Consider the following 25,608-nt stretch of genomic DNA (forward strand, 5'->3'; position numbering starts at 1 on the left):
TGAGCGAGATGTCTGTTAATCGCAGCAAGGGGCGCTGGAGCGCCGCCACAATCCTGGCGACGGTGCTGATGGCTGGATGTGCCTCGCCGCCACCGCCGCAGGCCCAGGCGGCAGCACCCACCGAGAATGCGCCGGCACCTGCGGCGGAAACGGCGCCGGCCGCCGCCGTGAATGTTCCGGACATCACGGCGATCAACCAGACCTCCTGTCCCAAACAGGCCGCGAGCTATGAAGAATGGGTGGCGCGCTTCGGTGCCTATGCTTTGCATCAGGGCCAGTCGGAGAAGGTGGTGCGCACCGCCTTTGCCGGCGTCTACGAAAACCCCAGCATCCGCGACCGCGCCGGCAAGCAGCCGGAATTCGTGACGCCGGTCTGGACCTATCTCGAAAAGGCGGTTTCGCCCGAACGCATCGCCAAGGGCCAGGCCAGGCTGCCCGAGAACCGCGCGCTCTTGGCCGAGATCGAGCGCGATTTCGGCACCAATCCCAACATCCTGATGGGGATCTGGGGCATCGAGACCGATTTCGGCAATAATTTCGGCGACGTCAACGTGTTCGAAGCGCTCTCCAATGTTGGCTACGGCACCAGCCGCAAGGATTTCGCCTGCACCGAGCTGCTTTCCGCGTTGAAGATCGCCGCCGGCGGCAAGATCGCGCCCCAGGACATGATCGGCTCCTGGGCCGGTGCGATGGGGCATAGCCAGTTCCTGCCCTCGAACTACCTCACCATTGCCGTCGATCGCGACCGTTCGGGCGCTCCGGATCTCTGGACCTCGATGCCGGATGTCTTCGCCTCCACCGCCAATCATCTGGTGCGCGATGGCTGGCAGCGCGGGCAACCCTGGGGCTTCGAGGTAAAGCTGCCGGCCGGGTTCCCCTATCAGGAAGCCGAGCTCGACATCGAAAAGCCGGTCAGCCACTGGCAGCAATTGGGGGTGAAACGGGTGAACGGCCAGGCCCTGCCGGCCTTGTCGGGCGATACCGCCATCCTGCTGCTGGCGGGGCATAAGGGCCCGGCCTTCCTCACCACGAAGAACTTCAAGGCGATCCTGAAATACAATTACTCGACCTCCTATGCCCTCGCGGTGGCCTATCTCGGCGACCGGGTCATGGGTGGTTCGGGCATTCAGGGGAAGTGGCCCGTCGACGAGCCGCAGCTCAGCCTGGCCGAGCGCGAGGAGATCCAGCAGCGTCTGGTGGACCTTGGCCATTTGAGCGGCAGCGTCGACGGCGTCATCGGCCTGAAGACCCGCAAGGCCATCCGTCTCTTCCAATCCCGGGCGGGCTTGCCGGCGGATGGATTCGCCACCAAATCACTGCTCCTGGAAATGCGCCGACGCGCGGCTGGGTGATTGCCGCTAACCGTCTGTAATTCAAGGCAAAGGGCCAGATTGCTTTTCTGGGCCCGATGGTTATAGTCGCGCCTTTCGGGAGGGTTGGGACGGCGTGCCGGACCCTGACGGTCAATTAATTCCAGGGAGAATATCGATGTTCGTTTCCGAAGCTTATGCGCAGGCCGCCGGTGCCGCCCCCGGCGGGACCGATATGCTGGCGAGCTTTCTGCCGCTGGTCCTCATTTTCGTGGTGTTCTGGTTCCTGATGATCCGCCCGCAGCAGAAGCGGATGAAGGAGCATCGGGCGCTGGTCGCCTCGCTGAAGAAGAACGACAAGGTCGTCACCAATGGCGGCATCATGGGTGTCGTCACCAAGGCGGTCGATGGCGAGAACGAGGTCGAAGTCGAAATCGCCGCCAATGTGCGCGTACGCGTTCTGCGCACCGCGGTGAGCGAAGTCGTCAACCGCACGCTGCCGGCCAAGGGCGCCAAGGCGGATGCGAAGGCCGAGGCGAAGACGGTCGAGACCAAGAACGGCGCCAACGACGCCTGATTTGAGCTGACGAGGCCGCTCGATCGCGAGCGGCCTCGATCCTCTGGCGCAAGTCGCCCAGCACCGAAGGTCACATGCTGCATTTCTCCAAATTCAAGATCACCCTGATCCTGCTCAGCCTGATCATCGGGCTCTATGCGGTGGCGCCGAACTTCTTCAGCGAAGGCCAGTTGCAGCGTATTCCCTCCTGGCTGCCGGCGCGCACGGTCAGCCTCGGCCTCGATCTGCAGGGCGGTTCGCATCTGCTCTTCGAGGTCGACACCAATGCGCTGATCAAGGAGCGGCTGGAAGGTACCTTGGGTGAAGTGCGTCAGGCCTTGCGCGGCGCCAGCCTGGGCTATACCGGCCTCGGCATCCGCGACAATCAGGTGGTCGTCACGTTGACCGATCCCAGCGCGGCTGAGCGAGCGCGGGAGGCACTGGCGCCGGTCGCCACCAACATGGCATTCGACATCGCCGCCGATGGCAGCGTCACGCTGGCTTTTTCGGATACGGCGATCGAACAGGCCAAGACACATGCCGTCGATCAGTCGATCGAGATCATCCGGCGCCGCATTGATGAGACCGGTACCAAGGAACCGACCATCATCCGCCAGGGCGAAGATCGCATCGTCGTGCAATTGCCCGGCGTCAAGGATCCGCAGAATCTGAAGGCGCTCATCGGCGCCACCGCGAAGATGACCTTCCAATTGGTGGACGAGACGGCGGAATCCACCGGTACGGCGGCTGCCACCTCCATTCAATTGCCCATGGCCGAGGGCGAAGGGGCGGCAGGCCAGCGCCTCTGGGTGCAGCGGAGCGTGCTGGTCTCCGGTGAAAACCTGACCGATGCGCAGCAGAGCTTCGAAGGTGGCCTGCCGGTGGTGCAGTTCAAATTCGACTCCATCGGTGCCCGCAAGTTCGGCGACGCCACGGCGCGCAATGTCGGCAAGCGCTTTGCGATCGTGCTCGACGGCAAGGTCATCAGCGCACCGGTGATCCGCGATGCGATCCTGGGCGGCAGCGGCATCATCAGCGGCAATTTTACCGCCCAATCTGCCAACAATCTGGCGTTGCTGTTGCGTGCCGGTGCTCTGCCGGCACCGCTCACCGTGCTGGAGGAGCGCACCGTCGGTGCCGATCTCGGCGCGGATTCGATCGAGGCCGGCAAGCTGGCGTTCATCATCGCCATTGTGATGATCGTGGTGGCGATGGTCGTGCTCTACGGCTTTTTCGGCATCGTTGCCAATATCGCGCTGTTGTTCAATGCGGTGTTGCTGCTGGGCATTCTCTCGCTGCTGCAGGCGACGCTGACCCTGCCCGGCATTGCCGGCATCGTGCTGACGCTGGGCATGGCGGTTGACGCCAACGTGCTGATCCTCGAGCGCGTGCGCGAGGAAATGCGCAATGGCCGCTCGCCGGTAAATGCCATGGAAGCGGGTTACCGCGAGGCGCAGACCACCATCATCGACAGCAATCTCACCACCCTGATCTCGACCTTGTTCCTGTTCGGCTTCGGCTCGGGGCCGATCAAGGGCTTCGCTGTGACACTCTCGGTCGGTATCGTCACCTCGGTCTTCACCGCCGTTCTGGTGACCCGTCTCATCACCTCGATCTGGTTGCGCCAGGCGCGCCCCAAGGTCCTGCCGCTTTAGGAGTTACGGCGCATGTGGAAACCACTGCATCTGGTGCCGGCCAATACGCGCATCGACTTTCTGCGCTTTCATAAATTCACCTTCGTGCTGTCGATCGTGATGGTGCTGGGGTCGATCGGCCTCATCGCGACCAAGGGCCTCAATTTCGGCATCGACTTTGCCGGTGGTATCGTCATGGAAGTAAAGAGCCCGGATGCGAGTGCCGATCTCGGCGCCATGCGCTCCGGACTCAACAACCTCGGTCTTGGCGAAATGTCGCTGCAGGAATTCGGCTCGCCCGATGTGGTGCTGATCCGCATTCCGCAACAGGATGGCGGCGAGACGGCGACGCAGGAAGCCGTCGCCAAGGTGCAAGCCTCTCTCGGCAGCAATTGGGAATACCGCCGCACCGAGACCGTGGGGCCCAAGGTCGGCAGCGAGTTGATCGAAGGCGCGCTCATCGCCTTCCTGCTCGCGATGGGGGGCATCATGGCCTATATCTGGTTCCGCTATGAATGGAATTACGGCGTCAACGCGCTCATCGCTTTGGTGCATGATTGCGTGACGACGGTTGGGCTCTTTGCCCTGCTCGGCCTCGAGTTCAATCTCACCACCGTGGCCGCGGTGCTTACCATCGCCGGTTATTCGGTCAACGACACGGTCGTTGTCTTCGACCGGATCCGTTACGAACTCCGCCGCTACAAGACCATGAATGTGCGCGACGTGATCAATCTCTCGCTCAACGCCACATTGAGCCGCACGACCGTTACCTCGGGCTTGACCATGCTTTCGGTCCTCGCGCTCGCCATCTGGGGCGGCGAGGCGATGCGTGGGTTCTCGATCGCCCTGGTCTGGGGCATCGCCATCGGCACCTATTCGACCCTGTTCATGGCGACGCCGCTCCTGCTCTACGCAAACCTGCGGCCCGGTGCCAAGGCGAAGACGGCGGAAGCCGACTCGCCCTCGGCCTGATCGGGAATCCAGATGGACCTGACGCCCCTCATCCCGACCGGTCGTCAGATCATCGAGAGTTATGGCGATGGTCGCTTCCGGGTGGCCGGTGCCGTCTATGAGGGTTCGGTCCTGGTCTTCCCGCAAGCGACACTCGCTTGGTCAGTCACGATGATGACTGAGCTTTCGGCCGAAAGCCTTGCCCCCGTCGCGGCCCAGGCCGACGCGGGGGAAATCGATCTTCTGCTGGTGGGATGCGGCCCGCGTCTGGCCATGATCCCGAAGGATCTGCGCGCGCAACTACGCGCCAAGGGTGTCGTGATGGAGCCGATGGATACCGGCGCCGCCGCGCGGACCTACAATGTACTGATGGCCGAGGGCCGCCGCGTGGCGGCGGCCCTCATTGCCGTCTAGGCCTCGTTACCTGCCGGCCTTGCGGATGGTCTTGGCCTGGTCGGCCGAGGCATCGGCCAGGTTGTTGGCGGCGAAGCGCCAGTTCACCAATTCCCAGAACGCATTCAGGTAATCCGGACGCTTGTTCCGGTAATCGATGTAATAGGCGTGTTCCCAGACATCGCAGGTGAGCAACGGTTTGGCATCGCTGGTGAGCGGGGTCTGGGCGTTGCTGGTGTTGACGATGTCGAGGTTGCCATCCGCTTTCTGCACCAGCCAGGTCCAGCCGGAACCGAAATTGCCCGTGGCCTGCTTGGTGAACTCGGCCTTGAAGGTATCGAACGGGCCCCATTTTTTCTGAATCGCTTCGCCCAGCGAGCCGTCCGGCTCGCCGCCAGCCTTCGGCGCAAGGCAGTTCCAATAGAAGGTGTGGTTCCACACTTGGGCCGCGTTGTTGAAGATCGGGCCGGACGCCTTCTTGATGATCTCTTCCAGCGGCATGTTCTCGAATTCGGTGCCGACGATCATCTTGTTGAGGTTGTCGACATAGGTCTTGTGATGCTTGCCGTAGTGATACTCGAGCGTCTCTTTGGAGATATGCGGCGCAAGCGCATCCATGGCATAGGGCAGTTCGGGGAGTTTGTGGGTCGTCATGGCGTGCCTTCCTTGGGAATTGGGCGTTTCAATGACGATTGCCACGCATCGGGGAGGGCAGCGCGGCAACGTGCATTTATCAGACTAGAACGGATCGATGACCGATTGGTTCCGCATCGGGCGCGGCGGATTGGCACGTACAAAGAATAGGGAATTACCAAACAAAACGGGGCCCCGCAGGGCCCCGTTCGTCGTCGTGATTGTGGCTGAGATCAGCCGGTATAGCCCTGCTGGTAGGCGACCATGCAATAGAGCATGGGAAGCGACAGCATGGTGTTGGTGCGCGAGAACAGCATCGCCGTGCGCGCGGCCTTTTTCTTGGTGTCGGCATCCGCCTCGACCAGGCCCAGCGCCTTCTTCTGGTTCGGCCAGATGACGAACCAGACATTGAACGCCATGATAAGCGCCAGCCACATGCCGATGCCGATCGTGAGGAAGCCCGGCTGGAAGGTCAGGGCCTCGATCAGATAGCCAAGATGCATCGCGGTCAGCAGGCCGAACACGACTGTGCCCAAGGCCGCCCAGCGGAAGAAGAAGAGGGCAGTCGGCGCAATCACCTTGCCGATCGCCGGCTTGTGCTCGTCGGGAATCTTGGGCATCGACGGGATCTGCACGAAGTTGAAGTAATAGAGCAGACCGATCCACAGGATGCCGAACCAGACATGGATCCAGCGGAACAGGAACGCAAAATAGCTGCCCGGATCGAAATTGCCGAGATTGATGATCAGAAAGACGATGATGGTGAGAACGATACCTGCCGCCAGCGTGCGGTGCAGGTTTTCCAGAATTTTGCCCATGGCTATCCCCCTCGATAAGCAAAAGCGGTGTGGCTATGCGCCGCATTCTATAGGATGGCCTTAACCGAAGAAACTGATTCCCCCTAATCCATTGGAAAATTATGGGAATGCTGTGAAAATGGCGCCCCCGAATCCAGACGCCGGCTCAGCCCCGGGGCAGAGCGAGGAAACCGCTCTCGCCGCCACTCTGCAGGAGTTGCGGGCGAGCGACCGAGATCGCTTTTTATGTGCATTGGCGGCCTCGGCCGATCTCCGCGCGGATCTCGCCACACTCTATGCCTTCAACGCCGAGATCGCCGGCATCGCCGAAAAAGTCTCCGAGCCGATGCTCGGCCTCATTCGTCTGCAATGGTGGCGCGATGCCTTGGGGGACATCGCCGCCGGACGCAGCCATCGCCATCAATTGGTCCAGGCCTTGGGCGATATCAGCCGTCGCCGTAGGCTCGATCTGGCTCTCCTGAATGCGATGCTCGATGCGCGTGAAGGCGATGTCGATCCGGCGCCGCCGCCGGATCTTGCCGCACTCGAGACCTATGCCGCAGCGACCGCCGGCAATCTTTCCGTGGCCGCGCTCGAAATCTGCCGACGCGATCCATCGTCGGCCTTGCGCCAGGCCGCGCGCCAGGCCGGCACCGCCTATGGCCTGGTCGGCCTGATGCGTGCCACTCCCTATCTCGCGCGGCGGCGCATCATCCGCCTGCCGCTGGCCGAGATGCAGGCGGCGCAGAGTTCGCTCGACCGGCTCTGCGATTCGAAGCCGGACGCGCAATTGCCCGGCGTCGTGGCAAAGGTGGCCGACCGGGCTGCGGTATTGCTCGATTCAGCACGTCGCGAAAAGCGCCCGGCCGATGCGGCAGCGGCGTTCTTTCCCGGCCGGCTAGCGCGGGCACAGCTTGAGCGACTGCGTCGGCACGGCTACGATCCCTTTCGACCCGGGGCAATCGCCGGGTCCGGCCTGGATATCTGGCGGCTGCTTTTGGCGCGCTGGACCGGACGTCTTTAAGAAACTTTTTCGGGAATGGAACGCCAGCCATCATGAGCACGCCAGCCATCATCACCGTCGCCATCACCGGCAGCCAGCCCTCCAAGGCACAGAACCCGGCCTTGCCGACGCAGCCCGCCGAGCAGATCGAAAGCACCCATGAAGCCTTCGAGGCTGGTGCCAGCCTGGTGCACATCCATGTCCGCGACGATCAGGACAAATCCTCCTCCGACATCGAGAAGTTCCGGCAGGTGCAGGAGGGCATTGCGAAACATTGCCCGGGCATGATCATCCAGTTCTCCACCGGCGGTCGCGGCCGCGAGGCCTCGGAACGCGGCGCGGCGTTGAAGCTGAAGCCCGATATGGGCTCGCTTGCCACCGGCTCGGTCAATTTCGCGACAATCATCTACGAGAACCCGCCGCAGCTGATCGACGATCTCGCCGGCGACATGCTGAAATATGACGTGAAGCCGGAATGCGAATTGTTCGATCTCGCCATGCTCTACAACGCGAAGGTTCTGGTCGATCGCGGCCTTCTCAAGGGGCCGGCCCATGTGCAATTTGTGCTCGGCATTCCGGGCGCCTTGCCGGCGCGGGAAAAGATCGTCGATTTCATGCTGGAAGAGCTCACCGAAATGCTGCCGGATGCCACCTGGACGGCGGCAGCGATCGGCCGTATGCAGCTCGACGCCAATCACTGGGCGCTGAAGCGCGGTGGCCATGTGCGTACGGGCCTTGAAGACAATATCTATTTTGAAAAGGGCCGTCTTGCTGCCAGCAATGCGGAATTGGTGAAGCGCGTCGCCGATCTCTGCGGCAAATATGACCGCCATCCGGCGAGCCCGGCGGAAGCGCGCGCCTTGCTGGGCTTGCGCGCCGCCTAGCGCAATTGATTTGCATCAAGGCGGCGGCCCTGCTGCGCTGTGATGATGGCCTCCAATGTGAAGGAGGTTGCGATGCCGAAAACCATGAAAGCCGCCGTCGTGCGCAAGTTCGGTGCGCCTCTGGCGATCGAGCAGGTGCCTGTGCCGACGCCAGGCCCCGGCGAGGTTCTGATCAAGGTGATGGCCAGCGGCGTCTGCCATACCGATCTCCACGCCGCCGATGGCGATTGGCCGGTGAAGCCAAACCTGCCCTTTATTCCGGGGCATGAAGGTGTCGGCATCGTCGCTGCATTGGGTGCCGGTGTTACGCGGCTGAAAGAAGGCGATGCGGTGGGTGTGCCTTGGTTGCACGATGCCTGCGGCTGCTGCGAACATTGCATTACCGGCTGGGAGACATTGTGCGAATCCCAGCACGACACGGGCTACAGCGTGAATGGCGGCTTTGCCGAATATGTCATCGGTGTTGCCGATTATGTCGGACGCCTGCCCGACAAGGTCAATTTCGCGGAGATGGCGCCGATCCTTTGCGCGGGTGTCACGACCTATAAAGGTCTCAAGGAAACAGATGCACGTCCCGGCGAATGGGTCGCGATCTCCGGCATCGGCGGATTGGGTCATGTCGCCGTACAATACGCTAAGGCGATGGGCTTCCATGTCGTGGCGCTGGATATCGGTACCGAGAAGCTGGATCTCGCACGGAGACTGGGGGCAGATCTTGCGATCGACGCGGCCGATGAAGATGCGGCGGCTCAGGTGGTAAAGGCAACCGATGGCGGTGCCCATGGTGTGCTGGTGACCGCCGTCTCGCGTGCGGCCTTCGCGCAATCTTTGAGCTATGTGCGCCGCCGCGGCACGGTGAGCTTCGTCGGCCTGCCGCCCGGCGATTTCCCGACGCCCATCTTCGACGTGGTGCTGAAGCGAATCACCTTGAGAGGGTCAATTGTCGGCACCCGCAAGGACCTCGCCGAAGCGATCGCCTTTGCCGCCGAGGGCAAGGTCAGGGCGCATATCCACAAGAAGCGCCTGGAGGACATCAACGAAATCTTCGCCGATCTGAAGGCGGGCCGGGTGGATGGCCGCATCGTGCTCGATTTTGCCGCTTAAATGAAACGGGGCGCTACCGACTGGGTAGCGCCCCGTTTCGAATCTCTTATCGGTCGCCCGATCCTACTTGATCTTGGCTTCCTTGAACGCGACGTGCTTCTTCACCACCGGATCATACTTCCGGAATTCCAGCTTCTCGGTGGTCGAGCGCGGGTTCTTCTTGGTCACATAGTAGTATCCGGTGTCGGCGCTGCTCACCAGCTTCACCAGGATCGTGGCGGACTTGGCCATGGCGGTCTCTCAAAAATACGTTTCTCGGCAAAAGGATGGCGCAAAATAGCGAGGAACGCCCGAATGTCAAGTTATTGGGCGGCCCGCATCGGCCCGGTTTGGCGGGGCTGACTCAACTTCATGATGTTATTGCGATAATTCAATAATTTAGGCGGCTCAGAACCGATCGGAATACGGTCCCGCCAGCGGCGCAAGGCGGTCTCCAGGACATATTCCGTAACGTCGACCAGCCTTAGATCGGACAGCCTTGCGGCCGGGCACCAGGCCAGATCCTCCAACTCTCCATTCCCGGCAAGCTCGCCCACAGCCCCGGCCCCGTCGGCCAGGAAAAAGCGGGTATTGAAGCGCCGCCTGGACGTGACCGGGGTGATCGCCCGGCAGAGATAATCGAAGCCTCCCAGATCCGGGGCCAGGCCCGCCACCCGATAGGCGCGCCAAAGCTCGGAATCGCCTGTGGTTTCCGATTCCGGTGCCGCTGGGCGACCGACCAGCAAGCCGGTCTCCTCGAAGGTCTCGCGAAGAGCGGCATGGAGAAAGGCTGCCGGCTGCCGGCCCAGGGCGGCGGCAATCTGAGGATGCGGTGCGCTGGCAAAGCCGCTGGGCAGGGAATCTTCCGGATCGACCCGGCCGCCGGGAACCACATGAATGCCGGGCAGGAAGCCCATGCGCGCCGGGCGCCGACCGATCAGGATTTCCGGCTCGCCCTTTCGCGCGGCACGGATCAGGACCAATCCGGCGGCGTCAGTCGGTCGGACTGGATGGCGGCGTTTTGCGGGTTCGGTGTCGGCCAAGGTCAGGGGACGAAGGGCAGCAGCGCTTCCGCCGCGTCGTCGAGTTGTGCCGCATCGGGCGGCTGGGCAAGTCCCACCGCGCTGGCATAGAGGCTCGGCTGATCGATGAGGCGCAAGGCCAGTTCCAGATCGACCGGGTCCTCGGCACGCCGTGCCGGGCAGATGCGCCTGAGCGCATCGAGCGCCTCGGTATCGTCCGGCTTGGCGGCATTGCGGCGCATCGTGGGGACCTGGGGCAATTGCCCGGATTGCAGCTCGGCCAGCAGCGTGTCGGCGCTGACCTTGCCGCTGGTGCAGACCGTCGGCAGCACACCGAGGTGATGCAGGGTGTAGCCGGAAGGCGCATGGAAGCGCGCCCAGGTCAGCTTGATCTCGCCCTGATTGGGCAGGGTCTTGATGTTCTGGACCGTGCCCTTGCCATAGGAGTTGGAGCCGATCAGCACGGCGCGGCCATTGTCCTGCAAGGCGGCGGCCACGATTTCGGCGGCCGAGGCGGAATTGCCGTCGATCAGAACCGCGACCGGCTTTCCGTCCGAGACATCGCCTTCGCTGGCCTCGAAATATTGATGGCTGTCCGGATGGCGGCCATGGATCGAGACGATGCGGCCTTCCTCAAGGAACATGTTGGCGACGGCGACCGATTGCGGCACCAGGCCGCCCGGATTGCCCCGGAGATCCAGGATAAAGCCTTTGAGCTTCTTGCCGATCTCCGCCTTGGCGTCCTTCATCTCGCGCTTCAGGCTGTTGGCGGTTTCGGAATTGAAGCCGAACAAGCGGAAATAGGCGACATTGCCCTCGCGCCGGTAGCTCACGGTTTCCGGCACCACATGGGCGCGCTTGACCGAAACTTCGAACGGCTCGTCCTTGCTTTCGCGCTCGACCAGCAGAAGCACCCGGCTGTCGACCTCGCCGCGCAGCAGGTTGACCACCTGCTGCTGCGTCAGTCCTTCGACGGAATCGCCGTCGATCTCCAGGATGATGTCGTCGCGCTTCAGGCCCAGGCGCTCGGCCGGGGTGTAATGCATGACCGAGGTGATGCGCACCTGGTCGTCTTCCACCGAAATACGCACGCCGATGCCGCCGAAGCCGTCCCGTGCGGCGCGTTCTTCCTTGGCTGCATCGGCCCCGGAATAACGCGAGAAACTGTCCAGCTTGCCGATGAAGCCGGTGAAGACGGTCTCGTAGACCTTTTCGTTGCCGGCCTCGGCGACGGCCGGCGATTTGAGCCGCGCTTCCTTCAGAAGCTCGGCGGCGGCGCGGCCCCATTTCTTGGCATCGGCCTCGTTCCCGTCATCGATATGTTCGGCTTCGATCAGGGAATCGTTCCACAGCAATTTGAGATCGTCCTCGTCGCCTTCGACCTTCAGGGCGGGGTCCAGGCTGGACAATTGCTGCAGGCCGGCAAGGGTGAGATCGCTCAAACGCGGTTTGGTGATGTAGATATTGTCGATGTCACCCAGGCCGCTGACCATCATGTCGCGATCGAGGGCGGCATCGATATCCCCCGGCGTCCTGCCGGCATCGCTGGCGCAGCCGGCAATGCCGAGGAGGAGGGGGAGGGCCAGGATCGGCAGCAAGGATTTCCGGGAACGGAAGGACACAAGCGCCGCCCACCCAGCGCCCGTCAACTCAGCCCCCATCAATTCAGCCGGGGCGCCATGCCGCGCCGTGACGCTGAGACCCGTGTTTGCGATCAACCCGTTTGGCATCCGCTACAATCCCGGCACCGCGTCAAGCGCCGCGGGCGCTGCCGGTCCTTGTTTGTTCGGCCACAATCTAGCAGAAATCCTGCCCTAGGCTAGGGCCTCATCTGCTTCAGATTGCATACATATTGGTAGCCTAACGCCGTCTTTTCTTGGCTTTTCCGCCCTTTGCGGCCTTGCCCTTTGCGGCCTTGCCCTTGGGTGGCTGTCCCCGCTGGGTAGGATTTCCGCCCTTGCGCGGCGGCCCCTTGACGCCCCGGGGGCGGCCTCCCGGGCGGCTGGGTGGGGTGGAGCGGAACTCGACGCCGTCGAAGGGTTCGGCCGACAGCATCTCAAGCGTGATGCCGCCGGTGAGCGCATCAGCGCTGACCAGCCGGACGGTAGCCGATTGGCCGAGTTGGAAACGCCGCCCGCTGCGCCGCCCCACCAAGGCATGGCGGTTCTCGTCGTGATCGTAGAAATCATTGGGCAGGGTCGAGATCGGAATGATGCCATCCGCGCCGCTGCCCCGGAGATTGATGAAGAGGCCGAAGCGGGCGACGCCGGAAATGCGGCCCTGGAATTCGGCATCCACCTTGTCGGCGAGGAAGGCTGCCACATAGCGGTCGATGGCATCGCGTTCCGCCGCCGCGGCGCGGCGTTCGGTCGCGGAGATGTGGACGCCGGTCTCGGCGAAATCCTTCGGGTCGGATTTCTCCAGCGCGCCTTCGCCGAATTCATAGGCGCCGATCAGGGCACGATGCACCAGCAGGTCCGCATAGCGGCGGATGGGCGAGGTGAAATGCGCATAGCGCGGCAGCGCGAGACCGAAATGGCCGAGATTCTCCGGCGCATAAACGGCCTGAGCCTGCGAGCGCAGAACCAGCGTGCTGATCATCTCGGCAAAGGGCGAACCTTTTGCCTGTTCCAGAAGCCGCGTGAAATGCTTCGGCAGCAAGACCTGGCCCTTGGCGAGATTGAAATCGAGCGTCGCCAGGAATTCGCGCAAGGCCTCGATCCGGGTTTCGTCCGGCCGGTCGTGAACGCGGTACATGCAGGGCCAGCGCTTCTTTTCCAGGGCCTCCGCCGCCGCCACATTGGCGGCGATCATGAATTCCTCGATCAGGCGGTGGCTGTCCAGGCGCGCGCGCGCCTCGATGCGGTCGATCCGGCCTTCCTTGTCGATGAAGACACGCCGCTCGGGGAGGTCGAGTTCCAATGTGCCGCGCGCCTCGCGCGCCTTGAGAAGCGCGTTGAACGCCCCGTAAAGCGGTTTGATCACTGGATCGAGCAGCGGGGCGGTAAGCTCGTTCGAATTGCCGTCCATGGCGGCCTGCGCCAGCTCGTAGGTCAAGCGTGCGGCCGAGCGCATCAGGCCGCGCATGAATTTGTGATGCAGCTTTCGGCCGTTCGCGTCGATGGTCATCTCGACCGCGAGCACGGGCCGATCCTCATGAGGCCGCAGCGAGCACCAGCCATTGCTGAGTTCCTCGGGCAGCATGGGAACGACGCGGTCCGGGAAATAGACCGAATTGCCGCGTTCCCAGGCATTGCGGTCGAGCGGATCGCCCGGGCGCACATACCAGGCGACATCGGCGATGGCGACCATGATGCGCCAGCCGCCGGGATTGTTCGGGTGATCGTCGGCGCTGGCCCAGACAGCGTCGTCGAAATCGCGCGCGTCATCGCCGTCGATGGTAACCAGCGGCACTTTCCGCAGGTCCGTGCGATTGCCGAGCGGGGCTGCCGTGGCGGTTTCCGCCTGTTCGAGAGCTGCCGGCGAGAACTGGAACGGGATGTGGTGTTCGGCGATCGAGATGATGCTGACCGCTTTCGGTTCGCCGATCCTTCCGATCCGCTCGACGATGCGGGCCTTGGGCTGGCCGAGACGCCGCGCCGGTTCGACTTCCGCAACCACGATCTCGTCTTGTTTCGCGCCGTTGACGTCGCGGGTCTCGACCACGAATTCGGTCTTCACCCTTTTACTGGAGGGAATGAGACGGCCGCTGCCATGCGGGCCTTTCTCGAAGACGCCGACCACACGCTCGGCGCGGCTTTGCAGGCGCCGGATCGGCCGGGCTTCATAGACATCGGCATCCTTGCGCTCGAGCCGTGCCAAAATTCTGTCACCCGCTGCCAAGGGCCGATCGAGCTTCTTGTCCTCGATGACGATGATCTGCGGTTCGGCATCGTCTTCCGGAAAATCGATTGGCCGCGCCCAGATATCGCCATCGGCATCCGGGCCGATCACCTGGATGACGGTGACTTCGGGAAGGGCGCCGGGGGCGGCGAGGCGCTTGGCATGGCCGCGATCGACTTCGCCTTGCTGCTCCAGTTCCTTCAGTAGCGCTTTCAATGGAATGCGGTCTTGTCCGCGCAGATGAAAAGCGCGCGCGATCTCGCGCTTGCCGACCGGCACGGGCGAGGTGCGGATGAATTCCAGTACCTGCTCCTTGGTCGGGAACGGCACCGCCTTGCCCTCGGCTTGCGAGGACTTGGACGACTTACCCTTGCGCGGCCGCTTCGGTGCGGCTGCGTCGGCGGTCACCGGCCTAGGGCGCTTTGAATTCGATTTCGACAAAGACAAACTCGTAATCGTTGGCGTTGATGACATTGTGTTCGACGCCAACCGGGCGATAATAGGACTTGCCGGCAGCGAGTTCGGCGATGCGCGTCTCCGTGCCGTCATCGATCTGAAGGCGCCCGGTTTTCATCGGCACCACCACGTAATCATAGCCGTGACGGTGCCAGGTCGTCTCGGCGCCGGGCGCAAAGCGCCACTCGGTCACACAGACTCGGTCATTGTCCACCTGGACGGTACCGGTCGCGGCTGGGCGGGAAGACGTCGATTTGTTCGGCATGTGATGGGATTTCCATTGTGATTGGGGCCATTGAACCCTAGTCATGCCTCCGCTACAAGGCCCGCCTTTCGCTGATTGTACCGATTCGGGAGAAAACGCATGATTTCCATCGAAGCCAGGATTGCCGCGGAGTTGAATGCGCGCGAAGCGCAGGTCCACGCGGCGGTCGAATTGCTCGATGGTGGCGCCACGGTGCCTTTCATTTCCCGATATCGCAAGGAAGTCACAGGCGGCCTCGACGACACGCAACTCCGCAAACTGGAAGAACGCCTCGGTTATCTGCGGGAGCTTGAAGATCGCCGCGCCGCCATCTTCAAGAGCATCGAGGAGCAGGGGAAGCTCACCGACGAACTCACCCGCGAGATCGCCACCGCCGACACCAAGGCGCGGCTCGAGGATCTCTATCTTCCCTACAAGCCCAAGCGCCGCACCAAGGCGCAGATCGCGCGCGAGGCCGGCCTCGAACCCCTGGCAGACCTGCTGCTCGGCGATCCGACCAAACAACCGCAGACGGAAGCCGCCGCCTATGTCGATGCGGAAAAAGGTGTGGCCGATGTGAAAGCGGCACTCGACGGCGCGCGCGATATCCTGGTCGAACGCTTCGCCGAGAATGCGGACCTCCTCGGGCGTCTCCGCGATTTCATGTGGGACAAGGCGCGCCTTGTTTCCAAGGTGATGGACGGCAAGGAAGACAAGGGCGCCAAGTTCTCCGACTACTTCGATGCTGCCGAGCCCATTTCCAAAGTTCCCTCGCATCGTGCACTCGCCATGTTCCGCGGCCAGAAGGAAGAATTCCTGGCGCTGAGCCTCGCCATCGACGAGCCGGAGGACCGCAAGGCGCTGAACGAGGCCGAGCGCGCTATCGCGGCGGCCGCGGGCATCGCCGATAAGGCCCGTGCCGCCGATGCCTGGCTGATCGATGTCGTGCATTGGTGCTGGCGCGTGAAGCTCAAGCTCAGCATCGAGCTCGATCTCATGGGCCGCCTGCGGCTTGTGGCGGAAGAGGAGGCAGTGCGCGTCTTTGCTTCCAATTTGAAGGACGTGCTGATGTCGGCCCCGGCCGGCGGACGCGCCACTCTGGGCCTCGATCCGGGCCTTCGCACCGGCTGCAAGGTCGCGGTCATCGCCGCCACGGGGAAGGTGCTGGAATTCGCGACGATCTATCCGCATGAGCCGATGCGCAAATGGGATGAAGCGATCGCGATCCTTGCTGCCCTCTGCCACCGCCATAAACTCGAGCTGGTGGCGATCGGCAATGGCACCGCAAGCCGCGAGACCGACAAGCTCGCCGACGATCTGATGAAGCGTCATCCGGAACTGAAGCTCACCAAGGTCATGGTCTCGGAAGCCGGCGCTTCCGTTTACTCCGCTTCGGAATATGCTTCGAAAGAACTTCCCGAACTCGACGTCACCATCCGCGGCGCCGTTTCGATTGCGCGGCGCTTGCAGGATCCGCTGGCTGAACTGGTGAAGATCGACCCGAAATCGATCGGCGTCGGGCAATACCAGCACGACATCGCCGAGTTCCGCCTTTCGAAGGCCCTGGATGCCGTGGTCGAGGATTGCGTGAACGCGGTCGGCGTCGAGGTCAACACCGCCTCGGCGAAATTGCTCGCCCGGGTCTCCGGCCTCGGCGATAGCCTGGCGCAGAACATCGTTTCGTTCCGCGATGCCAACGGTCCCTTCAAATCGCGCCAGCAATTGCTGCAGGTGCCACGTTTGGGGCCGAAGGCCTTTGAACAGGCGGCGGGCTTCCTGCGCATCCGCGATGGCGAGGATGCGCTCGACGCATCTTCCGTGCATCCCGAGGCCTATCCGGTCGTGCGCCGCATCCTCGCCGTCTCGGGCCGCGAGATGAGTGCGGTTATCGGCGATACCAAATTGCTGCGGAGCCTCAGCCCGGATCAATTCACCGACGAGACGTTCGGCGTTCCCACCGTGAGCGACATCCTCAAGGAATTGGAAAAGCCCGGCCGCGATCCGCGCCCCGAATTCAAGACGGCGACCTTCAAGGAAGGCGTCGAGGAGTTGAAGGATCTGCGCCCCGGCATGCAATTGGAAGGCGTCGTCACCAATGTGGCGGCCTTCGGGGCTTTCGTCGATATCGGCGTCCACCAGGACGGGTTGGTCCATGTCTCGGCGCTGGCCGATCGTTTCGTCAAGGACCCGCGCGAGGTGGTGAAGCCGGGCGATGTGGTCACCGTCCGCGTGGTCGAAGTCGACATTCCCCGGAAGCGCATTTCACTGACCATGCGTTCGGGCGAAGCGGCGGCGAAACCGCGCGAGCAGGGCGCGCCGAAAGACCGGCCGATGGGCAAGAACGAGCGCAAATTCATGCAGGACAACAAGCCGGCCCAGAAAAAGGATGCCGGCGACAACGCCCTCGCCGCCGCCTTCGCCAAGGCCGGGTTCAAGAAGTAGGCCCTCTCGCCAATGTAACAACGGCAGGCTAGGCTCCTGCTCGCGGCCGATGGAGTCGGGTCGCAGGCGGGGGACGCTTGAGCAAGCTGCTGCTGATATCGCTGGGAAAGCTCAACGGCGCGATGCTGGAGGCGGCGGCGCGCGATGGGCGATTCCCGCATATCATCGTGGCGACGCGGAACGTGGCGGCGGCCCGGATGCGCGCCAATGCCGCCCGGATTGGTGCTGCCCTTGAGGGCGAATATCCCCGCATCGATGTGGTGGGCTTCGATTTCAATGCGCCCGAGGCGGCCGACGCCTTGCGCAAGATCCAACCCGATCTGATGCTGGCGGCACCCACTTTGCTGCCCTGGTGGAAGCTCAGCGGTCACTCCAACCCGAAGGTGCGGGCCTTGCCCTTTGCCGGCTGGCTCGCCTGCCATCTGGCGCCAATGCTTGCCTTGCGCGCGGCCTGGGACAAGTCCGAACTGCATTGCCCCTGGGTCTCGGCGACCTATCCCGATGTGGTCAATGCGATCCTCCACATGACCGGGTCGGGCCCGAGCATCGGCATCGGCAATGTCAGCGAATGCCTGCCGAAGATCAGGTTCCTCGCCAGCCAGCATGCCAACGCGCCGGTTTCGGAACTCGCGATCAAGCTGGTGGGCAGCCATGCATTGTCCAATCTTTTCTATCGCGACGAGGCGGTGAAGGAATTGCCGCCCTTCCTGCTGCAGGTGCTTTGGCATGGTCATGACATTTCGCTGGCTGTTAAGGACAAGCTGCGCAGCGTCAAAATGCCGGTCGTGCACGATCAGGAAATCAACCGCATCACCGCTTCCGCCGGGCTCGACGTGCTGGCAGCTCTTCTGAACGACGAGCCCCACGCCTTGCATGCACCCGCACCCAACGGTCTGGTCGGCGGCTATCCGGTGAAGATCAGCCGCAAGGGCGTTGCCATCGACCTGCCGCCGGAATGGCCGCTGGAACATGCGCTCGGCATCAACGCCTCGGCACTCACCTTCGACGGCATCAGCGCCATCGAAAAGGACGGCGGTGTGATCTTCACGGAGAAATGCGCAGCCGCTTTGAAGGCATTATTGGGTGAGGACTGGCCACGCTTGAAGCCGGACGATGCGCCGGCCATGGCCGCGAAACTGATCGCCGCCATCTGACTCGTCCCAACCTGACGTTATGCCTGGGCATGACGTCGGAGGCGGAACGATGCTGGTGGGACCCCCTAGATTTCGGTCGCTTTCGCTTCTTCCAGGATCCAGTTGAGGAAGCTCTGCGCCTCCGGCCGTTTCAGCACGTCGGGGCGGTGCACGATGTAATAGGCGAAAGGTGTGACGATGCTCTTTTCGAAGGGGCAGAGCAGGCGCCCATCCGCGAGGAGATCTGCGACGGCGCCGGTGGTGCCGAGAGCAACACCTTGCCCCGCCACCGCGGCTTGCAGGCAGAGCGCGAAATCGGTGAAGTGGATGCCGCGCGAGGTGTCGACATCCTCGATCCCGGCGGCGCGCAGCCAGGCCGGCCAATCCGGCCAGATCACCGGCTGTCCGGTCCAGTCGAGATGAAGGAGGGTGTGGTGCTTGAGGTCGCCGGGCTCGGCCAGGGGGTGGCGCTCCAGCACGCGCGGGCTGAAGACCGGATAGACCTCGTCGGCAAAGAGACGGTGCGCAGTGACGCCCGGCCAATCGCCGAGGCCGAAGCGGATGTCGAAATCGAAAGCTTCCGGCTCCATCTGCGCCCAACTGGTTGCCGTCTCCAGCACCACGTCGACGCTGTCCGGCCGCGCGCGGTAGCGCTGCAGCCGCGTCAGCAGCCAATTGGCGGCGAGTGCCGGGTCCTCGATCCGCAGGCGCAGCGACAGTCCCTTGAGACCCCGCCGCATGCGATCGGAAACACGTCCCAGCAGGCGAAAGGCGGTGGTGAGGTCGTCCTTCACCTCCTGGCCCATGCGCGTCAGCACCAGGCCGGTGCCCTGTCGCTGCACCAGGGTGGCGCCGATTTCCGCTTCCAGGGCCTTGACCTGCTGGCTCACGGCCCCGGGCGTCACATGCAATTCCTCGGCCGCCTCGCGGACGCTGCCCAGGCGCGCCACGGCCTCGAAGGCGCGCAGCCCGGGGAGGGCGACAAGGCGGCGATAGGGGAGGGGAGGATTTAGCATAGCTAAATATATTCGTTACTACATATCGCGTGTCAATCGGCCTGTTCATCCCTATTTTCAGACCATGAGCGCAGATGTTCGAACCTCCTGAAAGGTCCGGACGACTGAGATGAGCTAAATAACTCGAGATTGCCGCGTGGCGGCAAAGAGATACCGGAGACGAACCATGTTGACCCGCCTTTTCCTGCGCAGCCGCGCCAAAGCGATCTCCCCCAGCCTGGAAGTGATCCTGTCCGATTGCGACGACCATATGCTGAGCGATATGGGTTTGCTGCGCGATCCCGCGAACCGGCTGATGCGTGCTCCGGCGGAATTCTACGCCTATGACACAACAAAATTCGGTCGTGGCGCCGCCAATGAATTCGCCAGTGAATTCGGGGGGCCGAAGGCGGCCTGAGGGCTGCCGGAAAGCCTCGCGATACGGCCGGAATCGGCGTGATTCTGACCGACATCTCCCAAACTGCCCTGACTTCCGCCCGCCGTGCGTTTTAATGCCCGGCGGGCCTTTGTTTTTATTGGGTTTTTTCACCCTCTCGGGCGGTCTGCTTTTGTTGTTCCGGATGGGCCAATCTGCTATCTTCCGCACGCGGTTTGAGGGGCTCCCGCGCCTGCCCATAAGTTATTGAACAACAAGGCATAATTTACAGTGACTGAGACGCCGACGACACCCGGATTCGATATCGCGCCGATTGCCATCGAAGAGGAGATGAAGCGCTCCTATCTCGACTACGCGATGAGCGTCATTGTGAGCCGGGCGCTGCCCGATGTGCGCGACGGCCTGAAGCCGGTCCACCGGCGCATCCTCTACGCCATGAGCGAGGGCGGTTTCTCCTCCTCCGGCGGCTTCAAGAAATCGGCCCGCGCGGTCGGTGAGGTGATGGCCAAATACCATCCCCATGGCGACCAATCGATCTATGACGCCATGGTGCGCATGGCGCAGGACTTCTCGCTCCGCGTTCTCTTGGTCGACGGCCAGGGCAATTTCGGCTCGATGGACGGCGATCCGCCCGCCGCCATGCGATACACCGAATCCCGCCTGTCCAAGGCGGCGGAAGCCCTGCTGGAAGACATCGACAAGGAAACCGTCGACTTCCAGCCCAATTACGACGACCGCGAGCAGGAGCCGGTGGTCCTGCCGGCACGCTTCCCCAATCTGCTGGTCAACGGCGCCGGCGGCATCGCCGTCGGCATGGCGACCAATATTCCGACCCATAATCTTTCCGAAGTGATCGACGCCTGCTGCGCCTATGTTGAGAATCCCGATCTCACGATCGAGGAATTGATGCGCCATGTGCCGGGGCCGGATTTCCCGACCGGCGGCATCATCCTGGGGCGCAACGGCATCCGCGAGGCATATCACCTTGGCCGCGGCTCGGTCATCATGCGCGGCCGCACCAATTTCGAGGAGATCCGCAAGGACCGCGAAGCCATCATCATCACCGAGATCCCGTATCAGGTGAACAAATCCCGCATGATCGAGCGCATGGCCGAATGCGTGCGCGAGAAGATCATCGAGGGTATCGCCGATCTCCGTGACGAGAGCGATCGCGACGGTGTGCGCGTGGTGGTCGAGCTGAAGCGCGATGCCATGGCCGACGTGGTCTTGAATCAGCTCTACCGCTTCACGCCGCTGCAGACCTCCTTTGGCGTCAACATGCTGGCATTGAACGGCGGCAAGCCGGAAATGCTGACGCTGAAATCGATCATCGTCGCTTTCGTGGCCTTCCGCGAGGAAGTGATCACGCGGCGCACCGCCTACGAGCTCGGCAAGGCGCGCGAGCGGGCCCATGTCTTGGTGGGCCTCGCCATCGCGGTCGCCAATATCGACGAAGTGATCCAGGCCATCCGCACGGCACCCGATCCCACGGTCGCCAAGGAACGGCTGATGAACCGCGACTGGCCGGCGACCGACGTGGCGCCGCTCATTCGCCTGATCGACGATCCGGCGCATCCCTTGAGCGAGAGCGAGACCTACCGCCTCAGCGAAACACAGGCGAAGGCGATCCTCGATCTGCGCCTGCAGCGCTTGACCGGTCTTGAGCGCGACAAGATCGCCGAGGAATTGAATGCCCTGGCGAAGGAGATCACCGATCACCTCGAGACGCTGGAAAGCCGGCCCAAGCGCCTCGGCATCCTCACCAGCGAACTCATCGCCATCAAGCAGCAATTCGGCTCGCCGCGCCGGACCTCGATCGAAGAGAACGAGTTCGAGCACGACATCGAAGACTTGATCCAGCGCGAGGACATGGTCGTCACCGTGACTCATGGCGGCTATATCAAGCGCGTGCCGCTCTCGACCTATCGCTCGCAGCGTCGTGGCGGCAAGGGCCGCTCGGGCATGTCGACCCGCGACGAGGATTTCGTCAACAAGCTCTTCGTCGCCGATACCCATACCCCGGTCCTGTTCTTCTCGACCAAGGGCATGGTCTACAAGATCAAGGTCTATCGCCTGCCGCTGGGCACGCCCCAGGCGCGCGGCAAGGCCCTCGTGAATATCCTGCCGCTTTCCGAGGGCGAGACTATCTCGACCGTGCTGCCGCTGCCCGAGGATGAGGCGAGCTGGCATGACAGTCATGTCATGTTCGCGACCTCCAGCGGCTATGTGCGCCGGAACGAACTCAGCGATTTCGTCGATGTCCGCGCCAACGGCAAGATCGCCATGAAGCTGGATGACAGCGAAAAGTTGATCGGCGTCGCCGTCTGCTCGGCGGAAAACGACATTCTCCTCGCCGCCCGCAGCGGCAAGGCGATCCGCTTCCCGGTGACCGATGTGCGCGTCTTCGCCGGGCGCGATTCCGTTGGTGTCCGCGGCATCAGGCTGGAAGAGGGGGACGAGGTCGTCTCGATGACCACCCTCAACCATATCGAGGTCGAGACCGAGGAACGCGACGCCTATCTGCGCCTCGCGGCCCAGAAGCGCCGTGCCGTGGGCGAGGAGGTCGATACCGATGGCGAGGAAACGCCGGCGGAAATCGATTCCAGCATGAGTCCCGATCGCTTTGCCGAGTTGGAAGCGAAGGACGAACTCATCCTTACCGTTACCGCCAAGGGTTATGGCAAGCGCACCTCGGCCTATGAGTACCGCCTGACCGGGCGTGGCGGCCAGGGTGTCGCCAATATCGAAATGTCGGCCCGCAACGGCCATGTGGTGGCTTCCTTCACGGTGGCCGAGCAGGACCAGATCATGCTGGTCACCGATGGCGGCCAGTTGATCCGCTGCCCGGTCCACGACATCCGTGTCGCCCGGCGCCAGACCCAGGGCGTCACCATCTTCAAGGTGGCGGGGGACGAACAGGTGGTCGCGGTCGCGCATATGCCGGACATGATCGACGAGGACGGCGAAGAGGGGGACGCCGAGAACGGCGCGGAAACCGCGCCGGCGGCGGAAGTGGGGCCTGATGAATCGGCCTCGGATGAATCGGGGGGAGCGGATGGCAAGTAGGATCGGGGTCTATCCGGGCACCTTCGACCCGGTCACCAACGGGCACATGGACATCATCCACCGTGCCAGCGTGATGGCCGACCGGCTGATCATCGCCGTCTCGACCAATGCCGGCAAGGGACCGCTGCTCTCGATCGACGAGCGGATCGAACTGATGAAGGCCGAGATCGCCGATCCCAAAAACGGGCTCAACGGCAGTAATGTCGAGGTCCGTGCCTTCGACAATCTGCTGATGCATTTCGTCGAGCATGTGGGCGCCCATTTCATCATCCGGGGCCTGCGCGCCGTCTCGGATTTCGAATACGAGTTCCAGATGGCTGGCATGAATGCCCGCCTCAACCCGGCGGTCGAGACGGTCTTCCTCATGGCTTCCGAGCGCCAGCAATTCGTCTCCTCGCGCTTCATCAAGGAGATCGCGCGATTGGGGGGCAAGATCGACGAATTTGTCTCGCCCCGAGTCAACGAGCATTTAAAGCGCGCTTTCGCCGCCGGCCGGTAACGTTTTGATTTTGTGATATTTCCCCGGGTTGCCGGAGCGACCCTCTTCCTGTCGCGCGATGCGATCGATGCTTGCTTTTTGCGCCGGATAATGGGATTTGATCGCCGCCGCATTTGATTGGTAAAGGGCCGGTAGCTCAGCGGTAGAGCATCTGACTTTTAATCAGAGGGTCGCGGGTTCGAACCCCGCCCGGCTCACCAAATTAAAAAGGGGCGCCCCCGCCAGGGGCCGCCCCTTTTTTCATGATTACTCCGCTGCCGCCCGCTCGATGGGTGTGCCCTGTTCCAGGGTGTGGCCGGTGAAGGAGCGGGTTTCCGGGGCGGGGAGGCCGTTGCTTTCGATCTCCGCCATCAATTCCTTCTTCCGCATGGCCAGGCGTTCGCCGAGATCGTCGACATCAAGGCCGGCGGCCTTGGCCTGGGCGAACATGCCTTCGGAGCGCATCTCTTCCTCATGGACGTGATGCTTGATGTGCTCGGAGAGAACCTTGACCTTGGCGTCGAAGAATTCGTCCTCCGGGGTGCTGGCGTCGATTTCGGCGATCAACACCTTGGCGCCGTCATGTTCGACATAGGCCTCGTGCAGCAGATTCTCTTCGATCTCGCCCTTGCAGGCGGGGTAGAAGATCTCCTCCTCGATGATCGCATGCACGGTGAGTTCCGTGCAGATTTCCTTGGCGAGCGCGGCCTTGCGCTCGGCTTTGCGGGCGGATTCGAATTTCTCGAACAGATCCTCGACCTTGCGATGGTCTGCCTTGAGAAGGGCGACGGCGTCTTGTTTTGCGGCGGCCATGTGGGTTCTCCATCGGGTTTCAATTGAGCGTTTATGCGGGTGCTCCTCGGTCTCGCCGCACCGAGTTGGGCGGCGCTCACGGGGTAACCGCGCGGGCAATGCCGGGTTCCACGGATGTCGGCGCGGAACGAAAAGGTCACGGCGGGTCTGTGACCTGTCTCACAGCGGGTGGCCGAACCTCGCGCTATCTGAAAACGACCAATCGGCACGGAAAGGCGGCCGGCAAGGCCGCCCCATAAACGACAGATGGCATGAGGAAATGATGATTGTGACCAGTTTGACGGCGGTCCGTGGCAACGAGGCCAGTGCGACCTTCGAACGTGCTCTCGCGCGCGGCATGGGTGGCTTGATGGTGCTGCTGGGTGCCTGGCATGCCCGTTATCGCACCCGCCGCGATCTCGCCCGCATGAGCGATCACCTGCTGAAGGATATCGGCCTCACCCCGGGGGACGCCATCCATGAGGCAGCCAAACCCTTCTGGCGCGTCTGATCCAATCGTCTCGGCTTCAGGTCGCACCGCCGGGTATCGCTCGCCGGTGGTGCGGTTGTCTTCAGGCCTTGCGCCAGACCACCAATGTGCCGGGATTGAGCGGGTCGTTTGCGACGAGATCCTTGTCGATCGTTTCGATCACGATCTTGCCGGCCCTCTCATAGCGGCGCAGCGTTTCCAGCAGATTGCGGTTCTTGCCGTGGCGCCAGCAGCGGCGGCGTGCCGCCATCGCCTGGCTGAGCGGCGGCAGGCCCAGCTTTTTGCCGATCCGGTCCAGCCTGGCGACGAGTGCGCCGGGATCGACCTGCCAGCCCACCGGCTCGACATGGACGCAACGCGTGAAGCCCGGAATGGCCAGGATGCGGTCGATCAGTTCGTCCTTGATGAAGGTGATCTGCTCGATCGAATAGGTGCTGAAGACCAGGGTTTCGAGCGGCTGCGTGAATTCCGAAAAATCCGGCTGGTGATAATCGAAGGCGCGGGTCTGCAGTCGGAAGCGCGGCTCGGAATCGGCCAGCAATTGCGAGGTCTGCCGACCGGCCTCGGTATATTCCAGCGCCCAATATTCCGCGTCGCGCGGTGCGCCCATCAGCCACAGGCTGGTGATCATGGCGCCCCAGCCGGAGCCCATTTCGACGATGCGTCCCGTGCTCTCCGGCAGGCGGGTCCGGATGGTTTCCAGCACCACGGATGAATAATAGGCGAGATGGCTCATCTGGCTGACCCGGTCCGACAGGACCTCGCCGCCGATCCGCGGCAGATAGCGCCCACGCTCCTTGCGGGGGCCGGCGCCGCGTGCCGCCAGACACAGATTGAAGATGCGGGCGAGGTTCTGGCCCTCGGCGGCGCGAGCCGCCTTGGCGACGTCCAGATAGTTCTGCCAGCCGCTGTTGTAATGGTTCCAGACGGCCTGCTCGTCCTTCACGCGCACTTTGCCAGCCTGCTGGGCCGTCGCGGCCGTCATTTCCATCTTGGATCCCCTAAG

At 62.9% G+C, this 25,608-nt stretch carries 24 protein-coding genes and 1 tRNA gene; 15 read left to right on the forward strand and 10 right to left on the reverse strand.

The features are described 5' to 3' along the window. Window positions 1–8 precede the first annotated feature (8 nt). The 5 genes from ACE3PR_RS13870 (at window position 9) to ACE3PR_RS13890 (ending at window position 4,865) form a co-directional block, all read left to right on the forward strand. Window positions 9–1,352 carry a lytic murein transglycosylase gene (locus ACE3PR_RS13870; protein WP_374372953.1) on the forward strand — a complete coding sequence of 448 codons (1,344 nt, stop codon included), beginning with the start codon at window positions 9–11 and terminating at the stop codon, window positions 1,350–1,352. A gap of 136 nt (window positions 1,353–1,488) precedes the next feature. After that, complete coding sequence (gene yajC / locus ACE3PR_RS13875; RefSeq protein WP_374372955.1) at window positions 1,489–1,887, forward strand: preprotein translocase subunit YajC; 399 nt, start codon at window positions 1,489–1,491, stop codon at window positions 1,885–1,887. A 74-nt stretch (window positions 1,888–1,961) separates the two neighbouring features. Then, a complete protein-coding gene (gene secD, locus ACE3PR_RS13880; RefSeq protein WP_374372957.1) occupies window positions 1,962–3,521 on the forward strand; it encodes a protein translocase subunit SecD in 1,560 nt (519 codons plus the stop codon). Window positions 3,522–3,533: 12 nt separating this feature from the next. Beyond that, window positions 3,534–4,472, forward strand: a complete 939-nt coding sequence (secF, locus tag ACE3PR_RS13885) for a protein translocase subunit SecF (RefSeq protein WP_374372959.1) — start codon at window positions 3,534–3,536, stop codon at window positions 4,470–4,472. Window positions 4,473–4,484: 12 nt separating this feature from the next. Further along, entirely contained in the window at window positions 4,485–4,865 is a 381-nt protein-coding gene (locus ACE3PR_RS13890) for an Mth938-like domain-containing protein (protein ID WP_374372962.1), read from the forward strand. 6 nt (window positions 4,866–4,871) lie between these two features. Here the strand turns inward: ACE3PR_RS13890 and ACE3PR_RS13895 are convergent, their stop codons facing one another. After that, window positions 4,872–5,498: a superoxide dismutase gene (locus ACE3PR_RS13895; RefSeq protein ID WP_374372964.1), complete on the reverse strand. Its 627-nt coding sequence runs from the start codon at window positions 5,496–5,498 to the stop codon at window positions 4,872–4,874. A gap of 212 nt (window positions 5,499–5,710) precedes the next feature. Further along, window positions 5,711–6,295 (reverse strand): urate hydroxylase PuuD, encoded by a 585-nt coding sequence (locus tag ACE3PR_RS13900; protein ID WP_374372967.1) that lies wholly within the window; start codon window positions 6,293–6,295, stop codon window positions 5,711–5,713. Between the two features lie 118 nt (window positions 6,296–6,413). On the opposite strand from ACE3PR_RS13900, the gene ACE3PR_RS13905 reads away from it, so the two are divergent. The 3 genes from ACE3PR_RS13905 (at window position 6,414) to adhP (ending at window position 9,265) form a co-directional block, all read left to right on the forward strand. Further along, window positions 6,414–7,298, forward strand: coding sequence for a squalene/phytoene synthase family protein (locus ACE3PR_RS13905; RefSeq protein ID WP_374372969.1), 885 nt, complete (start codon window positions 6,414–6,416; stop codon window positions 7,296–7,298). 32 nt (window positions 7,299–7,330) lie between these two features. Then, on the forward strand, window positions 7,331–8,161 hold the full coding sequence (locus ACE3PR_RS13910; protein ID WP_374372971.1) for a 3-keto-5-aminohexanoate cleavage protein: 831 nt from the start codon (window positions 7,331–7,333) through the stop codon (window positions 8,159–8,161). A 72-nt stretch (window positions 8,162–8,233) separates the two neighbouring features. After that, the gene (gene adhP / locus ACE3PR_RS13915; protein WP_374372973.1) at window positions 8,234–9,265 is read left to right on the forward strand and encodes an alcohol dehydrogenase AdhP; all 1,032 of its coding nucleotides are present in this window, start codon (window positions 8,234–8,236) and stop codon (window positions 9,263–9,265) included. Between the two features lie 63 nt (window positions 9,266–9,328). Here the strand turns inward: adhP and rpmG are convergent, their stop codons facing one another. The 5 genes from rpmG to ACE3PR_RS13940 all read right to left on the reverse strand — a co-directional run bounded on the left by rpmG (window position 9,329) and on the right by ACE3PR_RS13940 (window position 14,830). Beyond that, window positions 9,329–9,496: a 50S ribosomal protein L33 gene (rpmG, locus tag ACE3PR_RS13920; protein WP_374372976.1), complete on the reverse strand. Its 168-nt coding sequence runs from the start codon at window positions 9,494–9,496 to the stop codon at window positions 9,329–9,331. Between the two features lie 71 nt (window positions 9,497–9,567). Further along, entirely contained in the window at window positions 9,568–10,227 is a 660-nt protein-coding gene (locus tag ACE3PR_RS13925) for a hypothetical protein (RefSeq protein ID WP_374372978.1), read from the reverse strand. Between the two features lie 62 nt (window positions 10,228–10,289). Continuing rightward, window positions 10,290–11,984 carry a S41 family peptidase gene (locus tag ACE3PR_RS13930; protein WP_374372980.1) on the reverse strand — a complete coding sequence of 565 codons (1,695 nt, stop codon included), beginning with the start codon at window positions 11,982–11,984 and terminating at the stop codon, window positions 10,290–10,292. A gap of 142 nt (window positions 11,985–12,126) precedes the next feature. Then, complete coding sequence (gene rnr / locus ACE3PR_RS13935; protein ID WP_374372982.1) at window positions 12,127–14,517, reverse strand: ribonuclease R; 2,391 nt, start codon at window positions 14,515–14,517, stop codon at window positions 12,127–12,129. 4 nt (window positions 14,518–14,521) lie between these two features. Continuing rightward, window positions 14,522–14,830, reverse strand: coding sequence for a cupin domain-containing protein (locus ACE3PR_RS13940; protein WP_374372984.1), 309 nt, complete (start codon window positions 14,828–14,830; stop codon window positions 14,522–14,524). Between the two features lie 99 nt (window positions 14,831–14,929). Between ACE3PR_RS13940 and ACE3PR_RS13945 the strand changes: the two genes are divergently transcribed. Beyond that, the gene (locus ACE3PR_RS13945; RefSeq protein WP_374372986.1) at window positions 14,930–17,251 is read left to right on the forward strand and encodes a Tex family protein; all 2,322 of its coding nucleotides are present in this window, start codon (window positions 14,930–14,932) and stop codon (window positions 17,249–17,251) included. Between the two features lie 77 nt (window positions 17,252–17,328). Next, on the forward strand, window positions 17,329–18,405 hold the full coding sequence (locus tag ACE3PR_RS13950) for a hypothetical protein (RefSeq protein ID WP_374372988.1): 1,077 nt from the start codon (window positions 17,329–17,331) through the stop codon (window positions 18,403–18,405). A 65-nt stretch (window positions 18,406–18,470) separates the two neighbouring features. Here ACE3PR_RS13950 and ACE3PR_RS13955 read toward each other — a convergent pair whose 3' ends face one another. Next, entirely contained in the window at window positions 18,471–19,400 is a 930-nt protein-coding gene (locus tag ACE3PR_RS13955; RefSeq protein ID WP_374372990.1) for a LysR substrate-binding domain-containing protein, read from the reverse strand. Window positions 19,401–19,566: 166 nt separating this feature from the next. Here ACE3PR_RS13955 and ACE3PR_RS13960 point away from each other — a divergent pair, with 166 nt between their 5' ends. The 4 genes from ACE3PR_RS13960 to ACE3PR_RS13975 all read left to right on the forward strand — a co-directional run bounded on the left by ACE3PR_RS13960 (window position 19,567) and on the right by ACE3PR_RS13975 (window position 23,541). Then, window positions 19,567–19,797: a hypothetical protein gene (locus tag ACE3PR_RS13960; RefSeq protein ID WP_374372993.1), complete on the forward strand. Its 231-nt coding sequence runs from the start codon at window positions 19,567–19,569 to the stop codon at window positions 19,795–19,797. Window positions 19,798–20,046: 249 nt separating this feature from the next. Further along, on the forward strand, window positions 20,047–22,842 hold the full coding sequence (gene gyrA / locus ACE3PR_RS13965; protein WP_374372996.1) for a DNA gyrase subunit A: 2,796 nt from the start codon (window positions 20,047–20,049) through the stop codon (window positions 22,840–22,842). Continuing rightward, the gene (coaD, locus tag ACE3PR_RS13970; RefSeq protein WP_374372998.1) at window positions 22,832–23,341 is read left to right on the forward strand and encodes a pantetheine-phosphate adenylyltransferase; all 510 of its coding nucleotides are present in this window, start codon (window positions 22,832–22,834) and stop codon (window positions 23,339–23,341) included. The genes gyrA and coaD overlap by 11 nt, the downstream gene beginning before the upstream one ends. A gap of 125 nt (window positions 23,342–23,466) precedes the next feature. Continuing rightward, a tRNA-Lys gene (locus ACE3PR_RS13975) sits at window positions 23,467–23,541 on the forward strand. Between the two features lie 46 nt (window positions 23,542–23,587). Here the strand turns inward: ACE3PR_RS13975 and ACE3PR_RS13980 are convergent. Continuing rightward, window positions 23,588–24,133 (reverse strand): hemerythrin domain-containing protein, encoded by a 546-nt coding sequence (locus ACE3PR_RS13980; RefSeq protein WP_374373000.1) that lies wholly within the window; start codon window positions 24,131–24,133, stop codon window positions 23,588–23,590. A 268-nt stretch (window positions 24,134–24,401) separates the two neighbouring features. On the opposite strand from ACE3PR_RS13980, the gene ACE3PR_RS13985 reads away from it, so the two are divergent. Next, window positions 24,402–24,623, forward strand: a complete 222-nt coding sequence (locus tag ACE3PR_RS13985) for a DUF1127 domain-containing protein (protein ID WP_374373002.1) — start codon at window positions 24,402–24,404, stop codon at window positions 24,621–24,623. Window positions 24,624–24,684: 61 nt separating this feature from the next. On the opposite strand, the gene ACE3PR_RS13990 is transcribed toward ACE3PR_RS13985, so the two are convergent. Then, complete coding sequence (locus ACE3PR_RS13990) at window positions 24,685–25,593, reverse strand: hypothetical protein (RefSeq protein WP_374373005.1); 909 nt, start codon at window positions 25,591–25,593, stop codon at window positions 24,685–24,687. Window positions 25,594–25,608 lie beyond the last annotated feature (15 nt).

Source organism: Dongia sp. (assembly GCF_041909655.1).
Taxonomy (GTDB): domain Bacteria; phylum Pseudomonadota; class Alphaproteobacteria; order Dongiales; family Dongiaceae; genus Dongia.